This is a genomic window from Desemzia sp. AGC72 (genome assembly GCF_057334175.1).
This window is the reverse complement of the sequence record NZ_JBHFIG010000001.1, coordinates 305380-329885: the sequence shown is the minus strand read 5'-3', so window position 1 is coordinate 329885 and position 24506 is coordinate 305380. Positions and strand designations below refer to the sequence as shown.

General features: G+C 38.7%; 21 protein-coding genes. 3 read left to right on the top strand and 18 right to left on the bottom strand.

From position 1 onward, the window contains the following. Positions 1–110: 110 nt before the first annotated feature. The 4 genes from ACE025_RS01485 to ACE025_RS01470 form a co-directional block, all read right to left on the bottom strand. Positions 111–965 (bottom strand): SDR family oxidoreductase, encoded by an 855-nt coding sequence (locus ACE025_RS01485; protein ID WP_485936736.1) that lies wholly within the window; start codon positions 963–965, stop codon positions 111–113. Positions 966–1354: 389 nt separating this feature from the next. Further along, complete coding sequence (arcC, locus tag ACE025_RS01480; RefSeq protein ID WP_485936734.1) at positions 1355–2293, bottom strand: carbamate kinase; 939 nt, start codon at positions 2291–2293, stop codon at positions 1355–1357. A gap of 4 nt (positions 2294–2297) precedes the next feature. Next, the gene (locus ACE025_RS01475) at positions 2298–3152 is read right to left on the bottom strand and encodes an oxamate carbamoyltransferase subunit AllH family protein (RefSeq protein ID WP_485936732.1); all 855 of its coding nucleotides are present in this window, start codon (positions 3150–3152) and stop codon (positions 2298–2300) included. Beyond that, complete coding sequence (locus ACE025_RS01470; RefSeq protein ID WP_485936730.1) at positions 3152–6160, bottom strand: bifunctional FdrA/YlbE family protein; 3009 nt, start codon at positions 6158–6160, stop codon at positions 3152–3154. The genes ACE025_RS01475 and ACE025_RS01470 overlap by 1 nt, the downstream gene beginning before the upstream one ends. Before the next feature lie 206 nt (positions 6161–6366). On the opposite strand from ACE025_RS01470, the gene ACE025_RS01465 reads away from it, so the two are divergent. Continuing rightward, on the top strand, positions 6367–7221 hold the full coding sequence (locus tag ACE025_RS01465; RefSeq protein ID WP_485936728.1) for an alpha/beta hydrolase: 855 nt from the start codon (positions 6367–6369) through the stop codon (positions 7219–7221). 77 nt (positions 7222–7298) lie between these two features. Here the strand turns inward: ACE025_RS01465 and ACE025_RS01460 are convergent, their stop codons facing one another. The 3 genes from ACE025_RS01460 to ACE025_RS01450 all read right to left on the bottom strand — a co-directional run bounded on the left by ACE025_RS01460 (position 7299) and on the right by ACE025_RS01450 (position 11254). After that, positions 7299–8522 carry an amidohydrolase family protein gene (locus tag ACE025_RS01460; RefSeq protein WP_485936726.1) on the bottom strand — a complete coding sequence of 408 codons (1224 nt, stop codon included), beginning with the start codon at positions 8520–8522 and terminating at the stop codon, positions 7299–7301. A gap of 26 nt (positions 8523–8548) precedes the next feature. Next, a complete protein-coding gene (locus ACE025_RS01455) occupies positions 8549–9910 on the bottom strand; it encodes a citrate transporter (protein ID WP_485936724.1) in 1362 nt (453 codons plus the stop codon). 114 nt (positions 9911–10024) lie between these two features. After that, positions 10025–11254 (bottom strand): dicarboxylate/amino acid:cation symporter, encoded by a 1230-nt coding sequence (locus tag ACE025_RS01450; RefSeq protein WP_485936722.1) that lies wholly within the window; start codon positions 11252–11254, stop codon positions 10025–10027. Between the two features lie 661 nt (positions 11255–11915). Here ACE025_RS01450 and ACE025_RS01445 point away from each other — a divergent pair. Then, positions 11916–13562: a PucR family transcriptional regulator gene (locus ACE025_RS01445; protein ID WP_485936720.1), complete on the top strand. Its 1647-nt coding sequence runs from the start codon at positions 11916–11918 to the stop codon at positions 13560–13562. A gap of 889 nt (positions 13563–14451) precedes the next feature. Here the strand turns inward: ACE025_RS01445 and ACE025_RS01440 are convergent. The 11 genes from ACE025_RS01440 to ACE025_RS01390 form a co-directional block, all read right to left on the bottom strand. Then, a complete protein-coding gene (locus ACE025_RS01440) occupies positions 14452–14610 on the bottom strand; it encodes a hypothetical protein (RefSeq protein WP_485936718.1) in 159 nt (52 codons plus the stop codon). A 221-nt stretch (positions 14611–14831) separates the two neighbouring features. Further along, the gene (locus ACE025_RS01435; RefSeq protein ID WP_485936769.1) at positions 14832–15176 is read right to left on the bottom strand and encodes a hypothetical protein; all 345 of its coding nucleotides are present in this window, start codon (positions 15174–15176) and stop codon (positions 14832–14834) included. A gap of 40 nt (positions 15177–15216) precedes the next feature. Beyond that, on the bottom strand, positions 15217–15357 hold the full coding sequence (locus ACE025_RS01430) for a YvrJ family protein (RefSeq protein ID WP_485936716.1): 141 nt from the start codon (positions 15355–15357) through the stop codon (positions 15217–15219). A 235-nt stretch (positions 15358–15592) separates the two neighbouring features. Next, positions 15593–16111, bottom strand: coding sequence for a sigma-70 family RNA polymerase sigma factor (locus ACE025_RS01425; protein WP_485936714.1), 519 nt, complete (start codon positions 16109–16111; stop codon positions 15593–15595). 267 nt (positions 16112–16378) lie between these two features. Next, entirely contained in the window at positions 16379–16537 is a 159-nt protein-coding gene (locus ACE025_RS01420) for a hypothetical protein (protein ID WP_485936712.1), read from the bottom strand. A gap of 632 nt (positions 16538–17169) precedes the next feature. Continuing rightward, positions 17170–18105, bottom strand: coding sequence for a D-ribose ABC transporter substrate-binding protein (locus ACE025_RS01415; protein WP_485936710.1), 936 nt, complete (start codon positions 18103–18105; stop codon positions 17170–17172). Between the two features lie 19 nt (positions 18106–18124). Continuing rightward, positions 18125–19096, bottom strand: a complete 972-nt coding sequence (locus tag ACE025_RS01410) for an ABC transporter permease (RefSeq protein WP_485936708.1) — start codon at positions 19094–19096, stop codon at positions 18125–18127. Between the two features lies 1 nt (position 19097). Next, positions 19098–20579, bottom strand: a complete 1482-nt coding sequence (locus ACE025_RS01405; protein ID WP_485936706.1) for a sugar ABC transporter ATP-binding protein — start codon at positions 20577–20579, stop codon at positions 19098–19100. Between the two features lie 12 nt (positions 20580–20591). Next, positions 20592–20990: a D-ribose pyranase gene (gene rbsD, locus ACE025_RS01400; protein ID WP_485936704.1), complete on the bottom strand. Its 399-nt coding sequence runs from the start codon at positions 20988–20990 to the stop codon at positions 20592–20594. Further along, positions 20965–21870, bottom strand: a complete 906-nt coding sequence (gene rbsK, locus ACE025_RS01395) for a ribokinase (RefSeq protein ID WP_485936702.1) — start codon at positions 21868–21870, stop codon at positions 20965–20967. The genes rbsD and rbsK overlap by 26 nt, the downstream gene beginning before the upstream one ends. After that, entirely contained in the window at positions 21863–22846 is a 984-nt protein-coding gene (locus tag ACE025_RS01390) for a LacI family DNA-binding transcriptional regulator (RefSeq protein WP_485936700.1), read from the bottom strand. The genes rbsK and ACE025_RS01390 overlap by 8 nt, the downstream gene beginning before the upstream one ends. A 305-nt stretch (positions 22847–23151) precedes the next feature. On the opposite strand from ACE025_RS01390, the gene ACE025_RS01385 reads away from it, so the two are divergent. Further along, positions 23152–24474 carry an APC family permease gene (locus ACE025_RS01385; RefSeq protein WP_485936698.1) on the top strand — a complete coding sequence of 441 codons (1323 nt, stop codon included), beginning with the start codon at positions 23152–23154 and terminating at the stop codon, positions 24472–24474. Positions 24475–24506 lie beyond the last annotated feature (32 nt).

Below are 24506 nucleotides of genomic sequence, written 5' to 3'. Positions count from 1 at the left end.
AAAATAAATTAAGATATCAGGCTTTATTTTCTAAAAAATGGAGTTCAGTCTCTGTTTTTATTCAAAAAGAGGAACTTGAAATCGTCAAGTTCCTCTTTTCAATCTATTAGTTAATAATCTTCTGCTTTTGCAGCAGGGTCGATATCATAAGCTTTTTGGACCATTTCATTGCGTTGTCCCAATCCTTCATCGGTCTGTTTAGTCCACAAACTTTCTGCTTGCTCTTTCACTTGCTGGATCATGCTTTCAGGAACCACATTACGGTATTGCTTAGTTTCTCCTAAAATCACTTTAATCGCCGGTTCCACCACTTCTTCCGGGTCGTACTGTTCAAATGGAAACGAGATCTCTTCCATATCGAAAACACGTTCCGGATCGTCAGGCCAATCCTTCCATGTTTCGAATTCTCGGTCGTTAAAACCAGTCAGATAGGGTCCCGGATTGATCGTTGCTACTTCAACATTGAATTCCTGCAGCTCTCTGCTTAATGTGTCGGCGAAAGCTTCCAGTGCATATTTCGACCCAGCATACGGACCGGAAAATGGATTCACCATCAAACCGGATACCGAAGAAGTAAAGACGATTCGTCCTTGTTTCTTTTGAATCATTTTTCGTGCAAATTTTTGCGTCAACAGAATTTGACTAATAGCGTTCACGTCAAATTGTCTGCGCAAGTTTTCTTCAGGAATGTCCACAAGCGAACCACCTTCTTTGATAGCCGCGTTGTTCACCAGTACATCGATATCCCATTCCCAAGCTTTTTCTCGGTCTTTTTCGTTCGTAATGTCCAACTTTTCAATTTGCATCGAGACACCTTTTTCTCGAGCTTCTTTTTCTAAAGCTGAAACTTGAGACATCGCTTCAACACTGGCAATGACGTTTTTCCCCATCTCAGCTAATCTAAATGCGATGTCTTTCCCGAACCCAGTACCTGCACCTGTAATCAAAATCGTTTCTTCACTCATCTATCTTTCCTCCTCTGCAATGCTCTTTCTGCCTACAGAGTAACAATATTCCTAAAAATACTTCAACTATTTTGATTATCTCTTCTGTTTTATGATAACGATAATTTTTTTATGATTTCAGCAAAAGTGACTAAGTTATTGCTTACCTCAGCCATGAGCTTGTTTCTTTTTTCTCTCACGGCCGAATGTTTAACCCATTTCGGCCATCAACGACTCATTTTATAGCATCATGGCCGATCTTTATTTATAGTCCGCCATGAGCCCTTTATTTTTGTCTTTCATGGCCTAAAATCCCTTTTACTCTCTATAATCTCTTATCCAATCCTGAAAAATACACGCATAAACGGCTCAATTCAGCTCATTTAAACGTGTATCTTCAAATAAAAGTTTTATTTCTTAACGACTCTCGTCCCACCGTTTTCATTGATGACATTTGACAAGTTCTCCAATGAAGTAATCACTGTTTCGCCGCCTTTTTGAGATTGTTCAGCAAAAAGAATCGCTGCTTCAACTTTCGGCAGCATACTGCCTGGAGCAAATTGGTCCTCACTGATGTAATGTTTCAATTCGTCAGTAGAAACAACTTCTAGTTTCTTTTGGTCCGGCTTGTTGTAGTTGATGTAAACATTATCGACACCTGTCAAGATGATGAATAAGTCTGCATCAACCAGTTCAGCTAATTTTTCAGAAGCGAAATCCTTGTCGATAACAGCTTCCACTCCAACAACTTTGCCGTCTTTTTCAACGACTGGAATACCGCCTCCACCTGTTGAGATCGTGATGACACCTTGTTTGATCAATTGCTCAACGATCGGAGCTTCTGTGATATTAACTGGTTTAGGAGACGGAACAACTTTCCGCCATCCGCGTCCTGAATCTTCTTTGTATACCGCTTCTGAAGATAATGATCTTACTTCTTCCTCGGTAAAGAATGGTCCAACAGGTTTTGTCGGATTCTCAAAAGCAGGATCATTCACATCAACGACAACTTCTGTTAATACTGTTGCCACGTCTTTAGCGATTCCGCGATCTTTCAATGCTTGTCTCATCGCTTTTTGCATCCAATACCCGATGCTCCCTTGCGTCATTGCCACACAAGTATCCAACGGCATAGCGGGATTTTTTTCGGAATCAGCAGCTGCTTGCTGCAATAATAAGTTCCCTACTTGAGGACCATTTCCGTGTGAAATAATCAATTCATTTCCTTGTTCTACTAAAACAGCCAATTTTTCAGCTGTTTCTGCTAAAGCTCGTTCTTGCGCTTCTGCACTGGCCTCTGTTGATAAAATCGCATTTCCGCCTAATGCTACTACAATTTTTTTCTTCACTCGTTTATCTCTCCTTCTTTTGCACGTATCTCAATCCTAATGCAAAGCCATATAACGTATCCGTTCCTGAAGTGTGGCCGAAACGTTTCAAGCTTTGAATCGTATCGGCTATTTTCTCAAAATCTTTTTCCGTCACTAATTTCGCCAAATACAAGAAATTCTCGTTGACGTAACCTTTTAGCAACGCTTTAAAATAAGCTTCACTGATAGCTGTCGTCTTTTTTTCTTTCAGCGCTGCAGCGACTTTCTCTTTCCAACCTGCTGCTTCTTGAAACAACATCCGCGCAAATGTGTACCCGATCAAGATATCGTCTCCACTTGGCGTCAATCCGATTCCTCTCCCGATTAACATCCGCATCATGTCTTCATCTGCCAGCAACTTTTTGCCTTCATCTGGTTCAGCCAAAGATTTGAGTCCATCTTTGATCGCGGCATTCAATGGCAATCCAGTCTCAATAGATAAGGAAAACATCTCTTCTTTAAATACTTGGTAGAACACCGTTTTTTCTAAATCAACGCTTCTTAAACCTAATTCTGGAACAGACAAGTCAACTTCTTCAAACATGTGCAAGTCGATGTCGATGATGTCTTTTTGCGTATAGAAATACAGCTTTCCTTGTTTGAAACGCACCAAATCTCCTGGTCGGCATTGCTCGTGCAGCCGACGATACAGTTGCGTACTGATCACGCAGCCGTATGGAGATAAAGGCATCCCAATCTGTCCAATATGAAACAAACCGAATGGAAATTGAACATTCATACTGTTTTCAAATAACGTATGGATGCTCCCCATTTGCAGCGAATCTTTAAAATAGAGAGACAAAAAATTGCTTTTTATTTCTCTTTGGATGGCATTCATTAGTCTTCCTCTACTTCAATTCCAACAGATTCAGCATAAGCTACCAAAGCTTTTTCGAAACAAGCCAACGGAGCACGTACCGTTCCGGCACCTACTTGACCAAGTCCTGCTTGTTTATGAGCGATTCCGGTATTGATCAACGGTGTGATTCCAGTTTCGACAACTTTACGAATGTCGATTCCAAGACAAGCTCCTTTGAAGTCCCATGTTGGGATACTGTAGTTCGGGTTATGTCCCACACAGATTTCACTCATCTCATTGCTGACGCGTAAAGCATCTTCAAAACCGCCAGCTCCGACAAATCGAGTAACCCCTGGAGCTGCAATCATTGCCATACCACCAACACCGATGGTTTCCGTGATCGCACTGTCTCCGATATCAGGGTTACCGTCTTCTTCACTGAAACCAGTAAAGTATAATCCTTTTGGTGTATTAACGGGTGCAGTAAACCATTGATCTCCTAAAGCACTGACACGAACACCGAAATCTTTTCCGTTACGAGTCATTGTGGTAACGATGGTTCCTTCGGTGATTTGGCGTGCTCCATCAACGATAGCTTTACCTGTTGCCATCATGATGTTTAAGAAGAATTGATCTGTATCTGCTAAGAATTGGATCACTTCCTGTTTCATCGCGTTGTCTACATCGTCTAACGACAGAATTGTTGGTGAGATTTCTTTCAAGAACAACAAGCTGGCTGCGATATTTCTTTGGTGGAACTCATCCCCCATAGTTATCGCTTTAGCAGCCAACACATTCACGTTCAATCCGCCATCTAATTTGCGCAAAGCTTTACTTAAAACAGGTGCTAATACATCTTGGATCCATGTCAAACGATCCACAACTTCTTGAGAGAAGGCTCCGAAACGCAATACTTTACCGATTCCTTCATTCAAAATACAGTAAGCTGTGTTGTTCGTTAAGCGGTTTTCTACTACTAAGACCGGCATGTGCATAGATGTGATCCCGCCCATCGGTCCAACAGCATTCACATGGTGACACGGAATAAAGGTAAACTCGCCGTTTTCTAACATTCTTCTTGCTTCTTCTTCTGTTTCAGCCCATCCTTCATATAAGGTAGCTCCCACACATGAACCTTGCATTGGTCCAGTCATATCTTCATAAGCGATTGGCGGACCAGCATGCAGCAAGACTTTTTCTTTCAATTCAGGAATAACCGTATGCGCTGGTACAACATCCACTAGGAATGGCTGTGCATCTTTGAAACGTCCGATGACTTTTTCATTTTGTTTGTTGATCTCATCCCTTTGTTTCAATTGGTTCAAGATCTTGATCAATTTGCGATTTCCGCCCGCTACTGGTTTCCAATTGTATTGAACCGCTTGCCCGCCGTGTTCGCGAACAACCTCGCTGAAGCTTTCAATCCCTATATTGATCACTCTTGGTTTCGTATTTAGTAAGTCTGTTACGGCTTCACTCACTGCTGGCAATGCACGTTTTTCTTGATCGTAGCTTTTAACTTCTTTTGGTGCATCTTCTACGTCTTTGCCCATCAAATTCAAGGCTAATCTGACAGCTTTTGCATTACTGTCTTCCACTAAGACACCCGCTTCTTCCAACGTATGTTTAGCTTCTTCATAATCTTGAGGGTCTTGTTGGGTTCCACAAACGGTTCCGATGAAAGAAAGCTCGCGGTTTTCAGTTTTAGCTGTTTCTAACGCTTCCTTGATCACAGGCGCTAAGACTCCAGCCATATCTGGATGCGAACCGTATCCTAAAACAATATCCAACAAGATGACGCCGGTATTTTCGTCTGCGGCGTATTCTTCAATTTTCTTTTTCCGAACTTCAGGATCGATCATTGGGTGAGGTTTCCCTTGTGTGTAAATGTCATCTCCAAGGTCCATCACTTCAAATCCGTTAGCTTTTAAAATGTAGCCTTCTTCCTTGATCAAGCCACCCAATTCTAATGCTTCAGAAATCAGCATCGCTGCTTCAGAAGCCAACGTTCCGCCTGAATAAAGTCCTTTAACCGTTTTATCTGTTCCTACTTTTTCGCCGCCTAAATGATGCGGTTGTTCTTGATAACGGTCTTTCACTTCTTTGCCATTTGCTAAGTCAACTGCGATATGAGCTGTTTCTTCTAGCGTATGTGCTAGATAAACGTCTCCTTCATGATGCTCAGGGTTTTCTCCAAGGAAAATCGCTACTACTGGTTTAGGAAGATCATGCAATAAGCGTACTACTTCATCGCGAACCTCTGGTGCAGGCGGCTTAGAAATGACGACGATTACGTCTGTCGGTTCGTGTTCTGCTAACCCAACAAGTGCATCTTTCATCGTGATTGCGCCAACTTCATTCGACAAGTCGCGTCCGCCGGTTCCGATTGCATGGCTAACTCCCCCGCCTAATCGGTCAATGATCGTCGTTACTTCTTGAATCCCCGTACCTGACGCTCCCACGATCCCGATATTCCCAGGTTTCACTACGTTGGAAAAAGCCATTGGTACGTTTGAGATGATTCCCGTTCCACAGTCAGGTCCCATAACCAACAGACCTTTTTCATGAGCTTTTTTCTTCAAACGAACCTCATCTTCTTTAGAGACATTATCACTAAAGACAAAAGCATGAAGATTGTTGTCTAATGCTGTTTCGATTTCGTCAGCAGCATAAATTCCAGGTACAGAGATCAATGCTAGATTAGCATCTGGTTGAGCTTCTAGTGCTTCATCCCAATTACGTGCATCTTTCACTTGGCTGCTTTCTTTTTTGACCGATAAGTCGCCTAAAAAGTTTTCCACTTCATCCATTACAGCAGAAAGAACGGCTTCATCTTGCGAATCTACCGCCACCACCATATCACTCGGCTGAGCTTTTTGGACTTCATCGTTGTATAATCCAGCTTCCTTTAAAATATCTTTATTCGCATCTGTTCCCATCATAACTTGAGCTTTTTTGACCCCATCGATTGTACTCACTGCATTGGTCAGCAACATCAAGTTGATTGAATCTTGATAACTATTCTCTTTTATCTTTGTATAAACCAATTTTCTTACCTCCATTCTTTATTTACATCTTTTATTATAGTACCTATTGATAGCGTATACATTTGCGTGAAAAGACAAAATATAGCATTACTTTTACCTCCTAGGGATAAAAAAAGATTTTCTATCCCCTTTCTTTTTTAATAAATAGTTTATGTGCTAATCTAAGAAGATAAACAGAGCTTTTATAAAATGAAAGGAGGATCAGCATGGTACTTCCATCGACAACACACTCTTACACCCATTATCAATCATTGGTGTTGGAAGCAACTTTTTACAAAGCCGATTCCGCATCTAAAGAGCAGACTATTATTTATATCCATGGCGGAGGATTAGTGTACGGTCAGCGTAACGATTTGCCAGAAGTTTACATTCAAAATTTTTTACAAGCAGGATATCATTTTTTGGCTTTCGACTATCCTTTAGCACCTGAAGCACCATTGAAGGATATTTATACCGAAACTAGAAAAGGGATTCAATGGTTCATCGAAGAATATTCCTCTACTCTAGGTATTACAAGCGATACATTTATTTTATTTGGTCGTTCTGCAGGAGCTTACTTGTCTCTGTTGCTGGCAAACGACCCCGAACTTCCAAGTCCTGTCAAATTAATCAGTTTTTATGGTTACTATTCACTTAATGAGGCGAGTTTCCATAAACCGAGTGTTTACTACAAAAAGTATCCATTGGTACCTGAAAAAGTAATCCGCAAATTGATTAGTTCATCATCCCCTATTGCTAAAGGGCCGCTTCAAACACGATATGCATTGTATTTGTATGCTAGACAAACCGGCAAGTGGATAGAATTTTTACAGGCTAGTCAAGAAGATATTCAAATTTTTTCTTTAACATTAGAGGACTTGCAAGCCTTGCCTCCTGTTTTTATCGCTCAAAGTACGATTGATCAAGATATCCCATATGCAATAGGAAAGACATTGCACTCATCTATTCCTGATTCATACTTTTTTTCAGTCGAGGGTTTGGAACACGATTTTGATCGTGACCCCTCAAATGAAAAAGCCAAAGAAGCTTATCACCAGCTGTTTGATTGGATGGACAAGTAAAGTAAATAAAAGATCCCATGCACTTCCTGATTTTGGAGGCAGCGAGATCTTTTTTTCTTGAGTGATTTGTTTAATGATTATCGGTAAACTATAGTTTCTTTATGGTTTTCAACTGTAATTTTTCCATTTTTTATAACGTACAATCTTTCGGGAATGTCAATGATCGCATTTTCCTTAACCATTGTGTCCAGCAAGACTACATCTGCTTTGTTGCCTACTTTGATACCATACTTGGTCAACCCGATAGCTTTTGCTGGGTTCTCTGTAATCATCGGCAATACAGTATGCAAGTCATCTGCTCCACCTAAATGGCCCACTGGGATAGCTAACATGGCTGTTTGCAAAATATCTCCATTTCCATAAGGAGTAAATGCGTTACGAATATTATTAGATGCGATACACATGTTCACACCAGCATCTCTCAATTTACGAATTGGAGTTACCGCGCGTCTGACATTGTATTCATCGTTACGAGCTCCTAAGTGCAAATCAGTTGCTGGTAAAGCCATCACATTGATTTGCGCTTCTACCATTAATTGAATGATTGGATTCAACTGATCTTTTGACAAAGCATGTAATGCTGTCAAATGTCCTACAGAGACTCTTCCATGGTAGCCTTCTTCGATCGTTTTTCGGCATAAATACTCAATCGACATGTTGTCAGCTTCATCACTGAAGTCTTGGTGTAAATCGATTGGTTTGTCGTATTTTTTAGCGATCTCAAAGATTAAATCAATGTGTTCATTGGCTGGTGCATCGTTATAGGGAATCCCGCCTACAACATCTGCTCCCATTTCCATAGCTTTATACATCATTTTTTCCGTACCCGGAGCTTTAAAAATACCTTCTTGCGGGAATGCAACTACTTGTATATCAACTAAATGTTTGTACTCCTCTTTTAATTGCAAAATAGTTTCAAACCCAGTAAACCCTTGTGTTGGATCAAATTCAGAATGCGTTCTGATAGCCGTAACTCCGCGTGGAATAATCATTTCCAATGCTTGTTTTGCGCGGTCGTAAATATCTTCTTTTGAGAAAGTCGGCTTAAGATCAGCAGTTACTTTGATGGCTTCTTGTAAAGTACCAGATTTGTTGGGTTTTCGACTGGCAATCAACGCTTTGTCCAAATGAATATGACTTTCTACAAATCCCGGCACCAATACTCGTCCTTCTGCATCAATTACTTTATCGGCTTTTTCTTTAATTTCTCTTTCAATGGCAACAATCTCTCCATTTTTAATTCCTACATCTTTTAAATCTTCTCCATCATTCAAACGTACTTGTCTTAATAAAATATCCATTTTTCATCTATCCTCTCATCAAAATTTTACGCAGCTACAAACGCTATTATCAATAGGATTACGGAAGCAATACTGATCCATTTTACATTACCTTTAACAATGTCTAAAATTGGTAATTGGAATCCAGAAGATAAAGCTTGCATCGTAATGTTTACAAAACTCATTTGACTTCCCATACCGACCCCCATAGTCACAAGTCCTAAAGCCAGCGGTGAAAATCCTAATGATATCCCTACTGGAAGGACTAATGCTAAAACAGATCCCACGTAAGCTCCGGCTGGGATACCTATCAATATACCGGTTAGAACTGCTACTGGAACAACTATGAACGCTGGTGCTAAATTGGCAACACCGGCAATCACTCCAAATGTTCCTGTTTCAGCGATAATATTGATGAATCCTAGAAAGATACCTACTTGGAATAATCGAGTCAAAATGTACGATGATCCATCAATCATAGCTTCTACAGTTTGGTTCAATTTGAACTTCGTGCACACGTAGATTAAAGCTAATGTTATGACCATATAAACAAGTGGTGTAAAAATTGCTATACCTACTAGTCCGTTGATCAACGGTCCAAAAATCACTGCGAATAGCAAGAAGATAGCTGGCAATGTATATTTGAATAGTTCTCCATTGCTCATGTCTCTATATTCACTGGAAGCATCCTCTTTAAATCCGATTTTTCTTCTCTTAGTTCCAAAATAAGCTAGCAAAATGGCCAATGCAACAAATATTATCCAGTACGGACGCATAGTTGCTACATATTCAGTAACTTCAAAGCCTCCTAGTTCAGAAACGATACTCGATTCTAAAGAAGCAGGAGATGTAGTAAAGGAAACTGCTGCTGCTAAAGACATAGCTGCAATCAATTCTGGAACAACACCTACTGCAGCAAATGCTAAGGGTGCGATTACCATTGCACTTCCTCCACCAATACCAGACATGTAGGTAGCAGCTGCTAATAAGATAACGATAAATGCAGAAATGTATTCTACTTTTCCTTTCGTTATACGACTAGCCAGTGTCAAAGCGGCAGTATAACCACCGGATTTAAATACGGCCATTGCAATAGCTGAGTTAATAATAGGCACAGTAATACTTAACATCGTAGGAATAGCTTCCAAAACTTTTGTGTTGGCCTCTGCTAGTCCGATTCCTCCAAGAATCATAGCAATGATCCCACCGACTAATCCTGCGATGATCATATCGACTTTCAAAAACAGTAATGTCAATACGATAATCAAAGGAACTAATGTCAGTACCCCCATCCAACCTGTAGGGATATCTACTGCTTCAATACCTGTTGCAGATACAGCTGTTGGAATAAATAATATAACAATACCCATCAATAAGAGCCAAAAACTCCGTGTCCATTTATTTTTCATAACAATTCTCCTCAAGTTTAATATAGTATAAATCTATATCGCGTTATCATCCTTGCCTATTTAATATTTTATTACTCACCCCCTATTCCTTTTACCCATTCTTTGTTCCTCTCATTAGCGGTTGAATATAGTGTAATCCAACTCATTTTCACTCTTCGCCACAATCAAAGCAGTAGTTGTGTCAGAATCTACATTTAGAATCGTTCTCAACATTCCGACAAACCAATCTACTCCGGCAAATAATGCAATACTTTCAATAGGTAAACCCATACTCGGAATTACAATTGACAGGGATACTAAACCTGCACCTGGAACTACGGCATTTGCCAAAGAGGCCATCGTAGAAAGGACAACAATATAAATGTAATTTCCTGTATCGTACGTTACTCCGAAAATCTGTGCGATCGTAACAATCGTGATTGCCATATGCATAGCAGATCCGTTGCTGTTCAACGACATTCCTAGTGGAAGAACCAATTTGGCTATTCGATCACTTATGCCTAGTTTCTCTTTCGAATCATTCAAAGCTGTGGGTAAAGTTATTGCAGAAGAAGTCGTAGCCAATGCCATTAGCGACATCTGGAACAAGTTTCTTATAAGTTTCCCCATAGAGACCTTTAAATATAAAGATGTAATGACAAACCAAATCACTAAATATAAAAATGTAGCCAAAGCATAGACAGCTAAATATTTCCCCATTGGTAAGATGACACTCAACCCTACTTTACTGATTGTGGAAGCAATAATAGCAAATATTCCTATAGGAGCTGTCTTCATAATCAATCCAATCATTTTTAGAACAACTACATTGAATTGCTTGATCCACTTTAAAATTCCGTGATTTTCTTGTTCATTTCTTACGAAACTTAACGCTATACCAAAAATCAGAGAAAAAACAATTACTTGGACAATAGATCCTTCTGCCATTGAACTAAATATATTTGTAGGAAAAAAGTTCAAAATTAATTCTGAAACGGATCCTGCAGAGGCTGCCTCAATACTCTCTGCTGAGCTTTCTAATAAACTAGCATTCATCCCAGATCCCGGATTAAATAAAACACCTGCTGCAACTCCAATTACCGCTGCTATTAATGAAGAAATAATAAATAAAGCAAATGTCTTTAAACCAATCTTACCTAATCCTTTAGGGTTCAAATTTCCGACAGCTTCAATAATTTGTCCCATAATTAGAATAACGATAGACATTTGGATTAGCCGCAAAAAAATTTGTCCCAATACTTCTAAAAAATCTAAATATTGCCCAAATAAAGCTCCGAAAACCACTCCTAAAAAGGTCATGATCATGATTTGAAAAGTTAAACTTGTTTTTTTTATCTTATTCATTTTTCCCCCTTCTTTCTTCTAACACCTCATTTGTTTAATTTTTTCGTAGATGATTGTACTCTTATTCTCAGCCTCAATTAAAACTAGATTACTACTACTAAGTTTGAATACATCTAAATTGTACTCACACCTCCCATGCTCTATAAATTTCAAAGCGATCATTAAAAATAGAAATTACGATATAAAAAACGCATCCACTAACTAAAAAAATAATTCCTACTGAATTCACAGCATTCTTTGCAGTATTTCTCAAAGCAGAGTTCCTAACTGGAGATCGTTATCTTATTCTAAACTTTGTAAGCGGGTCTACATTTCGTCTTTCCTTTATTTATTCTAAGTATGTAGACTAAAAGATCATTCATTCAAAATCCTAGTAAAATATACTACTTTCGTTATCTATAAAATGAGAGTACAAAGAAAATAAAGATAAGATTGTCTACAAAACTAATTATTAAGGAATTTCGTTTATTTATAGACTTATTTTTCTTATCTCATTTTCTATATCTTTATTATACCTACTTATAAAAGCGTATACATTCGCTTCAAAAGATAATTTTTTTTATTTTTTTATCTCACGAGGATAAAAAATGCCTTTTTTATTTATTTTGGTTATGGTATTGTGAAGAAAAATTAAATTATAGAACTTTAGGAGGAGTAGCTTGTGCCATTTACAATAAAGGACATGTTGGATATTCCATCCATGATGGATGCTACACTTATTAGTGGTAAGAACGGATTAAGTAAAGAAATAAGTAATATTATGGTCATGGAAGCACCCGACATAGAAAAATGGCTTACTCCTGGACAAGTACTCCTATCCAGTTTTTATAGTCTGCAACATGAGTCTCCCGAGAATTTAACCAGTTTTATAGAAAAATTGGCTACCTATCAAACTAGTGCTTTGATCATTAAAAAGGACCGATTTATTGAAAAAATTCCAGATGGTGTTTTAGAGGCTTGTGATGAGTATGATCTTCCGCTTATACAGATTTCAAAGAGTACGCCTTACAGTGCAATTATTTTAGAAGTAATGCAGATTTTATTTAATGAAAAAGTCCGATTACTTGACTATTATCATGACATTCATCATAAATTCACGAGATTGGCTTTAGAGCAACCATCGCTAGAAGATATAGCATATACGTTAGAGGAAATGATTCATTGTCCTATTTCATTATTAAATTATGATAAACAAAGTATTTTCGCTACAAAAGAGAGCTGTACAAATTTCACAGTAATCACTAGTATCCCTGTAAAAAAAGAGTCATATATGAATTATGATTATGATCGTCAATCTGTAAGGTTTTTTTCAAATCCAGAAAAAGTCTTTACTCAACTGATTGTTAAAATTTCAAATATTGGAAATGATTTTCATTATTTGGTTGTCAACGAGCTCGATAAAAATTTGAACGATCTTGATATCATGGCAATCGAAAATGCCGTCAGCTTCTTGCAAATGGAATTGATAAAAAAGTTTGCTATCTCAGAAGTGCAACAAAACTTTCGGAATGACATCATTGATGATTTAATGTCAAATAAGTTTTCCTCTAAGGAAAGCATGTACGAATCAGCTAGTGTTTTGCATCTTCAACCAGATAAAAAGTATCGAATCGTCGTAACTCAGTTGATTCATTCGATAGAGAATCCCACTTTAAATATTGGTGAGGCGACATTGGATCAACAACAAAATAAACGTTTTATCAAACTTTGCCAAAACTATTGGAATGATCTCGTATACCGAATAAGATCTAATCGAATCATTTTTATCATGAGTGCAAATAACCAGACTGATGAAGAATTTAAACAAGAGTTCGAAAGAAATTTCTTATTGATTTTACACAAAATGGAAACTCAGCTGCCTGTTTATCGAGTGGGAATTAGCAATGAAACAACTATTGAAGAATTTCATCACTTTTCTCTTCAAGCTTTGAAAATCGTACAACATGTGGGCAGATTCAAAGCAGATTCTTTTATAATGAATTATCAAGACTTAGGTTTTTATCGCTTTCTTTCCGAAATTACCGATGCTTCTAAATTAAAGGAGCTAGTTCCTCTAAAATTATTGATGCTTTACAAAAAAGAACCAGATTTAGTAGAGACTTTGCATGCTTATCTTGATCATAATAAAAATCTGACTAAAAGTGCCGAATTTTTGTATGTTCATCCTAAAACCATGCGTTATCGTATTAATAAAATTACTAAATTTTGTGAAATAGATTTAGATAATCCAGAAGAAGTTCTTAGTTACAACATAGGCTTAAGGGCTCTACCCATATTAATTAATCAAAAAGGCAGCACTATTCTTTAAACGTGATTTAACACTGAATATGAAGAAATAGCATATACATTTTAAAAAATAATCTCTAAAAAAGACAAAACTCTCTAAACAGCTAGAGAGTTTTGTCTTTTTTAGAGATTATGGTTTCCGATAAGAAAATGTTCTATAGTTTGTTATAAAACTATATCTATCAAGATTCAATAAATTTTGCAACTGCGCTTGCTACAGTAATCTTATTTTCTTAATAGAATTATGTAACTCGTGTCTTTATTAATTTGTAACTTCTACTGGTATTTAATGTTTATTCAATTATCTCAACTATTGAATAAACAAAATATTTACTAGTATCCTTATAAGGAATTAAACTAGTTTGTACTTTTAAACTTAATAAGGTTCACGTTCAAAGGCTAGTATATTTATCTTAACTTGTGGTCTTTTTATCTATACACGATTATTTGTTTTATTTGAGATGGCGTTTCTAAATGAATTATTACTTGCACGAATAAATCTATACCGTTTGCCAAAAGTCGTTACTTCTAAATATTATCATTTCTGCTGTGCTGATCCTTTTTGTTATACTTCCGATCATATTCTTTGTTTTAAGTTATAGAGCTAAAAAAGAATATAGAAGTAATTATTATAGCCTACGAAAAGAAGTAATACTTAAGTTTAGCGATTTAGGCTTTGATTTGATTACAAAAGTTAGTGAGATAGTCACCGTGTATAGTCTTACTTATATTCAAACAGAGAACTAAAATACGGTTTTATTTTCTACTATATTCTGCTTTTACATCAACTTCTCTTCCAAAAACATGGTTTGATTCTAAAAAAGATAAAGATGATATGGTTTAACTTAAACTCATATCATCTTTACTTTTCTTGTTTAAAATACTTTAATTATTGCTAATTAACATGGTAGTTATAAATAGTCCAGCAGCAGAAAAGCAGCTGACACACTTTCCCCTACCCCTCCAGAAAGAGTACTAACTCCAATAGCTGCTAACGCAACTAGCACAACAGATATTCCTACTGGAACTAAATTTGGACTCGTGGGATTATTAGGATTTTTTAAAACCACGGTAAAAATGATTTTAGCACAATGGTTGTCCTACTCAATAAATCCACTGGCTTTGTGATCTCATAATTATACTCTGCTTTTATATTTGAAGATATCGATATATACGTTGAAATTAAACCAGAACTGCCAATGTTGGCTCCAAACTTATAGATAAGACTTTTAGTATCTAGGTCCAATTCTAAATCATTAGCAATAGATTCACCTGCAGCTATTTCACTTAATTATGACGAGGTCATCATAAGTCTTCCATCATTTGATATAGCAATCGTATTCCCTGGATTGCCTTTCCCAAATTCTAACTCAGTTGAAGCTTTATATTCTAATCTGTAGTATAAGTTAACGCTGATTACATGGCTTTCACCATCCAGTTCGATGATATATTCATCCGTTCTGATCACTTTACTAACGCCGTTGTCTCTTCCAGATTTGATATTGTTATCAATTTCAATTTGTCTATCCCCACTACCTAAAGTAATCGTAGAGATTTGGTCAAATGCCCAATTGTCTGGTAAAGGAAAACCTAAATTTCCACTGAATCCCGTGGACATCTCGCTTACAAAACTTATTACTACGTACCTTGCATTCGATGTTACACTCCTCTTTTAATTACTCTTTAAAAAAGGATTTCTTCAATTCTGTTAAAGCTTCAGTCATTTTGTTGATGATTTTCTCTAGTCGCATCAATAAATAAACCGTTATAAAAATAGGAAATCCGACGTTTTCTATAAACTCTATCCATTCTTCCATTTAAATTCCCTCCTTTCTCCCTCTAATAAGTTAGATCTTGTATTCCTTGGAGAAGTCATATTTGGCAACAACCTGAATACAATTTAGCCTTAGTTCTTGAAAGACATCTTCGCGCATGGAAGATGGTACTCCTTTCATGTACTTATAAAAAAGAGGGGTCAATTCGTCTACAATGACCTCTAGATTTTGTTCTTTAAATGCCTGAAGCAGCTTGTCATTTATGTTGTTCAATTTTTTATCCGTCCTTTTCTAGAAAAGATTCTAATTTCTTTAATGCACGTTTTTTTGTTTTGGAAATAGACTGTTGAGAGACGCCTAAAATAGTTGTGATGTCCGTATTTGTTTTATCTTCTACAAATAATAACCAGATTACTTGTTCTTCTCTTTTCGTTAAAGAAGAGACCGCTTCAATAAGAGCTTCATCTTCCATAATGAATTCCCATCTCTTTGGCGGCAAACCTAGTTCAGTAGATTGGTTTTGATTGACTGCGTATTCTAAAGATTCCTCGGAAACGATCTCAGAATACTCTTTTTGCAGACGTTCTCGTACATGTAAGCTTGTGTATTTGATATTCGTTTGGATAAGAGAAAGCAGTATAGTGTAATTCACAAAGTCGGAATAGTCGCCGTTTAATTGCTCGAGCAGCTTTGATTCATTAGTTTCCTGATAATTCTTATAGATTTTCTGGTACTTTGCTTCTTTTAGAAATTTTTTCTTCAATTGCTCTTCTAGGTGTTTTTCTTTTCTGTTCATCCCACTCCCTCATTTTCTTTTTTATTGGCTACATCTATAAAAAGCGAAATAAACTCAAATAAACAACCTTTTTTCGAAAAAATACGAACACTTGTTCGTTAAAAGTATAAAGAACATTTTGTAAAAGTTCAAGAATGTTTCTTTAAACGGCTTGCTTCTTAATTTTTGACAACAAAAAAATGAGTAGGTTCTATTCTTACGTTGAAGAACAGAGCCTATTCATTTTCGCATTTCATTAGTGGTTTATTTCTAAAAAGAAGATTTCCTTTACATATTTTCCAAATGCAATTTCAAGTCGCCGTGTTGAATCCAGCCGAATTTTCTAAACAATTCAGAAATGACCCCTGTTAAAACAGCAGACGCGATGAAACAAAAGACGATGATCTTGATCCAGATTTCAGCTGCAGGATAACCGGAAGCTGTCATTTGCGCTAAAACCCCTAAAGATATCATACCTGCAGACAATTAAAAACAGGAAAGCCGACAGAATACGTCTGTCGGCTTTCCTGTTTTTCGGATTTTTAGAGGTAGACGGTAGCGATGTTGGCGTGTTGTGGGCAGTTCTTCAGCCATGACACAGAGATTGCGGGTGCTTATGGCCGAATATTTGTTTTTTCCGGCCATGAGCGGTAGCATTTCAGTGCTCATGGAAAAACTGGACAACCGGAACGGCCATGAGAGACTAATCTTCAGTGCCCATGGCTGAAATCTCGCTTCGATTCATAAAATTTTGCCTACTTGAATAGAATGAAGCTGTCATCATTACTGCTTTTTGTTTTTTAGCAGTGGACGGTAGCTAGGATGGCTTGGCGAGGGCAGTTCTCCAGCCATGACGCAGAGATTGTGGGAGCTCATGGCCGACTTTTTATTCTTTCCCGGCCATGAGCGGTAATTTTTCAGTGCTCATGGAAAAACTGGGCGACCGGAATGGCCATAAGAGACTAATTTTAAGTAATCATGGCCGAAAACCCGCCCAGATCAACCAATTCAAACAACCTCAACCCAAAAAAGCACCGACAGACCCAATTGGCTGTCGGCGCTCTCCTGTTTATTAACTCTTAATCTTCATTTGTTACCAATTCTAATGGAGAAGCGATGTATTCTTCCAGCGTTTCACCAGCAAAGTAATCAATGGCAGCTTGCATCGCAAGTTTACCCATCTCTTCTGGTTTTTGAGCCACTGTCGCACTCAATGTGCCTGCTTCTACAGCCTTGATGCCGTCTTCTGTTCCGTCAAATCCAACGACTTGGATCTCTTCTGTGAGTCCTGCCGCTTGGATTGCTTCGATAGCTCCTAAAGCCATTTCATCATTTTGAGCAAAGACTGCTTTGATATCAGGGTTGGCTTGAAGCAAATTTTCCATAACTGTTAATCCTTCAGCGCGGTCAAAGTTGGCTGTTTGGCTGTCGATTACGTTTAAAGATTCCTCAGCAACATTCATAAACCCTTTACCACGCTCACGAGTAGCCGATGCCCCCGGCGTACCTTCTAGTTGAACGGTTGTAACATCTTTTCCTGAAATTTGTTCAATATACTCAGCAGCCATTTCTCCACCTTCAACATTGTCTGAAGCTACTAAGGTAACGACTTGTCCGCCTTCACTTGAGCGGTCGATCGTAATGACCGGGATTCCAGAAGCATTAGCTGATTCAACTGCTGGTGTGATCGCTGATGAATCAACTGGGTTGATCAGCAAAATGTCTACCCCTTGTTGGATCAAATCATCTACATCATTTGTTTGCTTAGCTGTATCATTTTGAGCGTCTACACTTTTTACTGTTGTTCCATTTTCTTCAGCCAATTTTGAGATACCTTGATCTAAAGAAATAAAAAACGGATTGTTCAATGTTGAAATCGAAACCCCTACAACTAATTCTGAAGGGTCTTTTTCCACTACCTCATCCAGTGTGGCATTTTCACCTTCCAATGTTGCTGCCCCACACCCTGCTAAAAATAAAATCGCTGCTGTTGCTAAACTCAATAATTTTTTCATGCTGGTCATTCCTCCACGATTATTTTTTATTTTTTCTGTCCAGTAATACAGCAATAATAATAACGATTCCTTTAACGACTTGTTGGTAGAAACTTGATATTCCCAACAAGTTCATTCCGTTGTTCAATGTTCCAATGATCAATGCACCGATCAATGTTCCAACGATTCTTCCCCGTCCGCCTGATAAGCTGGTTCCGCCAAGAACCACTGAAGCAATTGCATCCATCTCGTAAGATGTTCCAGCTGTTGGTTGAGCTGAGTTTAGTCTTGAAGTGATAATGATTCCTGCAAGTGAAGCCATCAAACCAGATAATGCGTAAACACCGATTTTTATTTTGTCATTTTTGATTCCTGCGATGAAAGATGCTTTTTCATTTCCACCAATCGCAAAAGTTTTCCGTCCAAATGTCATTTTGTGTAATAAGACAAATAATAGAAGGAAACTGATCACCATCAAAATAACTGGGAAAGGAATGCCAAATAAGTAGCCACGTCCAGCAAATTTGAAAATAAAGCTGTCGCCGATTCCTGTAATCGGGTTTCCGTCCGTGTACACAAGTGTCAATCCACGATAGATCGTCATCGTTGCTAACGTAGCAATAAATGGAGCCATTCTACCTTTTGTGATCAACAACCCATTGACAGCACCAAGTACAGTTCCTAAAATCAAGCTCAATAACATAGCCAGTAAAGGATCCACTCCAGCAGCAATCGTTCCTGCCATCAACGCACTGCTCAATGCCAATGTAGAACCAACCGATAAATCTATCCCGCCTGTAATGATGACAAATGTCATCCCAAAAGCAATCAATGCATTAGTCGATACTTGTCTCAATAAGTTCAATACGTTTGTAGGAGCAATAAACCCAGGGTTCATGATCGTTACCAATAAAATTAAGACGATCAATGCCAATAGCGGTCCTAGTTTGCCGAAGAAATCTTTTGAGATGCGTGTGTTTTTGTTTTCTTTCATTTGTTTTGTATCAATCATATTAATACCCTCCCGTTGCAAGTTTCATAATTTTTTCTTCTGTCGCTTCTTGTTTTGACAATTCGCCAGCGATATTTCCTTCGTGTACTACGATTACTCGGTCGCTGACTCCTAATATTTCCGGAAGGTCGCTCGATACCATAATGATCGCAACTCCTCTGTCCGCTAATTCATTCATCAATTGATAGATTTCTCGCTTAGCCCCGACGTCAACGCCTCGAGTAGGTTCGTCCAAAATCAGGACTTTTGAACCGATCCCGATCCATTTGGCTAAAACAACTTTTTGCTGATTCCCGCCAGACAAACTAGATGCAGGATCAAATTCATCAACCGCTTTGACATTCAAGCGTTTCATCAACATTGTCGAGAAATCGCTTTCTGATTTGGTATCAATCAGCCCGTATTTGCTGAAGCCGTCGATCGATGGCAAGCTGATATTGTCTCGCAACGAGTAATCCAGTACCAAACCTTCTTCTTTTCGGTTCTCTGTTAAGAATCCGATACCTTCTTTGATCGCTGCACTTGGATTTTTGATCGTCAATTTCTTACCTTCTAAAATCATTTCTCCTTCGTCTAGAGGATCCATCCCAAAAATACTGCGCATAATCTCTGTTCGACCGGCTCCCATCAATCCTGAAAAACCAACGATCTCTCCGGATTTCACATTGAACGTAATGTCTTTGAAGCGGCCCTTTTGTGTCAGCCCTTTTGCTTCAAATGCAACCTCTCCGATTTTCGAATGTTTAGTCGGATAGTAATCTTCTAGATCTCGCCCAACCATTTTGCGCACGACTTCATCATTCGTCGTCTCTTTTGTCATGGTTGTATCAATCGATACGCCGTCACGCATGACAGTGATGCGGTCACTGATTTTGAAAATCTCTTCCATGCGGTGAGAGATGTAAATGATCGATACATTTTTTTTAGTCAATGTATGAATCGTTTTGAACAAGACATCGATCTCGCGTTCCGTTAAAGCGGCTGTCGGCTCATCCATGATGATGACTTGTGCGTTCGTCATCAATGATTTAGCGATCTCGATCATTTGCTGCTGTCCTACAGAAAGGTCTTTCACGTCTTTGTCCAAATCCAATTGCACACCCAAATCGCTGAACGTTTGATTGGCCAACTCTTTCATTTTTTTCGTTTGAATCAATCCGATTTTGTTTTTGATTTCTTTTCCGATAAACAAATTCTCTAAAACCGTCATTTCCGGCCACGTGTTCATCTCTTGATGGATAAAACTTACGCCATAATCTTCCGCTTCTTTCGGATTGGCAAAAAGTTGTTGTTTCCCGTCGATTACGATTTCTCCAGCATCTGCCTTATGCAATCCTGTCAAAATATTCATCAACGTCGATTTACCTGCTCCGTTTTCTCCCATCAAAGCATGAACTTCTCCAGCACGAATATCAAAATCTACTCCTCTAAGAACAGAGTTGCTGCCAAAACTTTTCTTGATTCCAGTCATTTTCACTTCCATCGGACACACCTCCTAAAATAAAACGCCTGATTGCAAAATAATATTGGAATACGGGGTTGCTTCCCCTGTACGAATCACTGCTTTTACATCTCTCAATTGTTGCTTGAATTCCTCATGGCTCACATAAGTGATGCGCTCTTCTTCCATGAGTTCAGCTTCGATGGCTTCTAATTGAGAAGCATTTTGCTCTTTGATTTCTTCTGCTAAAACCACTTCTTCTACTTTCATGTCGTTCAATACTGCTTTTAACACTTTGATAAAAGAAGGATCGGATAACGCAATCGCCAAATCAATTCTTTTAACGCCTGTTGGAATTGGCAATCCAGCATCTCCGATCGCGATTTTATCGGTATGTCCTAAATCTGTCAGTACTTTTGCAATGTCGCTATTTAATATTCCAAGTTTTTTCAAAGTGTTCACTCTCTTTCATCTCTGCTAACGAAGGCATGCCACCTTGAGCACCAAATTTTTGAATCGATAATGAAGCAGCTAAATTTCCGAAACGAATACTTTCGTCCATACTCATTCCTGAAGAAATCGCTACAGCAAATGCCCCATTGAATGTATCTCCTGCTCCGGTTGTATCTATCGGTTGTACTTTATAAGAAGGAATTTGTTTTTCACTTTCTCCATCATGGTAATAAACACCTTTAGATCCCATTGTCAAAATCAATTGATTCGGGTACTTTGCTAACCCTTCAGAAATCGTCATGTCTGGGAAAAGCTGATGGAACTCACTTTCATTCGGTGTAAAATAAGTCGCTTTTTCTAATGTACTTTGATGTACTTCACGAGCCGGCGCCGGATTGTAGATCACTTTTACACCACTCTCAAAGCACAACTCAATGATCTCATCCACCACTTCTTGAGGCAGCTCATTTTGTACAACGACCATTTGAGCGGATTGGATAGCATCTTTTAACGATTGGATTCGACTTGTATCAATCTCGTTATTCGCTCCCGGAATGTAGACGATACTGTTGTCTCCGTCCGCAATCGTGATGTGAGCTGAACCAGATGGCTCATGTGTAACGGGTTCCACATAGTCTGTATGAATCTTGTTAGTTGTTAAATTCAGGAGCAGTTCTTTTCCAAAAATATCGCTTCCTACTGTTCCGACCATATACACATCGGCACCCAGTCGAGCACTCGCTACTGCCTGGTTGGCTCCTTTTCCGCCAAATGTCGTTTCAAATCCTGTTCCGGTGACCGTTTCTCCTACTTCCGGTCTTTTATCTGTTGTAACCACAAAATCTGTCGAAATACTTCCAATAACCATCATTTTATTCATCTAAATCCTTCTTTCTTAATGATTCTCTTAATTTCAAGGTCACAGGCAATTGAATATGATTTTCATGTGCATAGCCTTTTTCAAGGATGTTGCACAACAATTCTGCTCCTTGATAGCCTATCTGATAGGCGGGTTGGGCAATCGTTGATAAACCTGGGTACATCATTCTGCTGAACGGCATATCGTCATAACCAATAATTTGCAGATCTTCGGGAATGTCCATCCCTCTTTTGATGGCTTCTTTCATGACAGCCAATGCATACACATCATTAGATGCAATCACACTATCAACATTCGGATGTCGCTCAAAGAATCGTTCGGCTGTTTCTTCTGCCAAATTCAATTGGAAGCTGGCTGTTTGGAACACTTCATAAGGAATTTGGGCTTCTTGCAAGACTTTTTCGCTCCCAGCCAATCTCATCGCTGAACCAGCAACAGTTTTTGGACCAACCATAATAACGACTTTTTTCGGGTTTCTTTCCACTACAGCTCGTGCAGCCAATTTCCCTCCTGAATAATCGTCTGAATGAACAGCGTATTCTTGGTGGCTGTTTACTCGGTCCAGAAGTACCAAGGGCATGTTGTTTAACTTGATAGTGTTTCCTTGAACAGCTGAGATGACGCCGGCAATATTGTTTTGCTCAAATATCTTTAAATAATCGCTCTCTTTTTCTGCGTCGTCTTCCACATTCCCAAGCAACAAACTGTACCCTCTTTGGTTCACTCCGTCTTCTACTCCCTTTGCGACGGCCGGAAAAAATGGATTGGTAATGTCCGGCAGCAGCAATCCGATCAGTTTCGATTTTTTCTGAAACAGTGATCTGGCTACTTCATTAGGGTAAAAATTTAGTTCTTTAACGGCTTTTTCAACTTTTTTTCGAGTGGACTCGCTGACATATCCGCTATTGTTCAATGTTCTGGACACAGTAGCCACGGACACTCCTGCTAATTTTGCTACTTCTCTGATAGTTGTCATATCGAATCCTCACTTTCAAAAGTTAAAATGTGAAACCGGTTACACATAGAATGTAACATCTTTTTACATTCTATGCAAGCACTTTCTTTTTTCTTTTTGAAATTTTTCTTTTCTTTCTAGCTGATTTTGGGTGTTTATTTGATAAGTAAATGTTGATATAACAAGGTTATAGACCCGATATCAAGAGTTTAGAAACAAAGTTCTTAATCTCTTTCTTCGTGATACAGATTATTGTACAATGGAGCATGTTAAAAAAAATGTAAGACTGCATTTATAAGAAAGAACATAGAGTGGAGAATAAATATATGGAAGAAACATCTAAAGGATTAAAAAAAGAGCTGTCTTTTTTCACAGCTTTGACTATCGTAATGGGGACCGTTATCGGATCAGGCGTATTTTTCAAGCCTGAAGCTGTGTACCAGGCCACTGAAACAGCTGGTTTAGGCTTAGCAGCTTGGTTATTGGGCGGGCTGATCACAATCTGCGGAGGATTGACGACAGCAGAACTGTCCGCTGCTATTCCGGAAACTGGCGGTATGGTCGTTTATTTGCGCCGAGCTTACGGTCCGTTGGTGAGTTACTTATTGGGCTGGGCACAAACCGTGGTTTATTTTCCAGCCAATATCGCGGCATTATCCATCATTTTTGCTACGCAAGCCATCAACTTGACCGGCTTAGATTCACAATATACGATTCCCATCGCTATCGCAGCAGCTGTCTTGATTATCGTTACTAATTTGATGGGGACGCAGCAAGCCGGGCGCTTACAGTCTGTAGCGACGGTAGCTAAAATGGTGCCGCTATTCGTCATCATTGTTTTTGGATTGCTGTACCAAGGAGACGTTCAATTCCAACTGCTGCCGGAAAATCTAGCTCCGACATCCACTATTTCCAAATTAGGGACCGGGTTAGTGGCCACTTTATTCGCGTATGACGGCTGGATCAATGTTGGCGCAATTGCCGGCGAAATGAAAGACCCGAAAAAAGATTTGCCAAAAGCCATCATTGCTGGTTTGACAGCTGTTATGGGTATTTATATCTTGATCAATTTGGCTTATTTACAAGTGTTGCCGGCTGCTGCTCTAGGCGCAACACCGACTCCCGCTGCTGACGTAGCTCATTTGATATTCGGTGACGCAGGTGGAAAATTGGTTACCATCGGAATTTTGATCTCCGTTTTCGGAACCATCAATGGGTATACGATGACCGGGATTCGCGTTCCTTACGCTATGGCATTGAACAACGAATTGCCGTTCAGCAACCAGTTGAAGAAACTCAATCGCCAACAAGTACCTGCTAACAGTGCGATTTTACTGTTATCGATCGCAGTGATCATGATTTTTACGGGACAATACAATCAGCTGACCGATTTATTGATTTTCGTCATCTGGATTTTCTACACGCTGGTTTTTGTCGCAGTCTTCATTTTGCGCAAAAAAGAACCTGACCTTGTCCGCCCGTATAAAGCACCTTTGTATCCAATTATTCCTTTGATCGCAATCATTGGAGGTTGTTTCATCGTAGTGAACACCTTGCTGACACAGCCTGTCAACACAGCTCTCGGCATTTTCCTGACTGCTATTGGATTGCCGATCTATTTCTACAAACAAAAGAAAAAAACTGCATAAACATAAGCTCTTCTACTCCGGCATTCGACCAG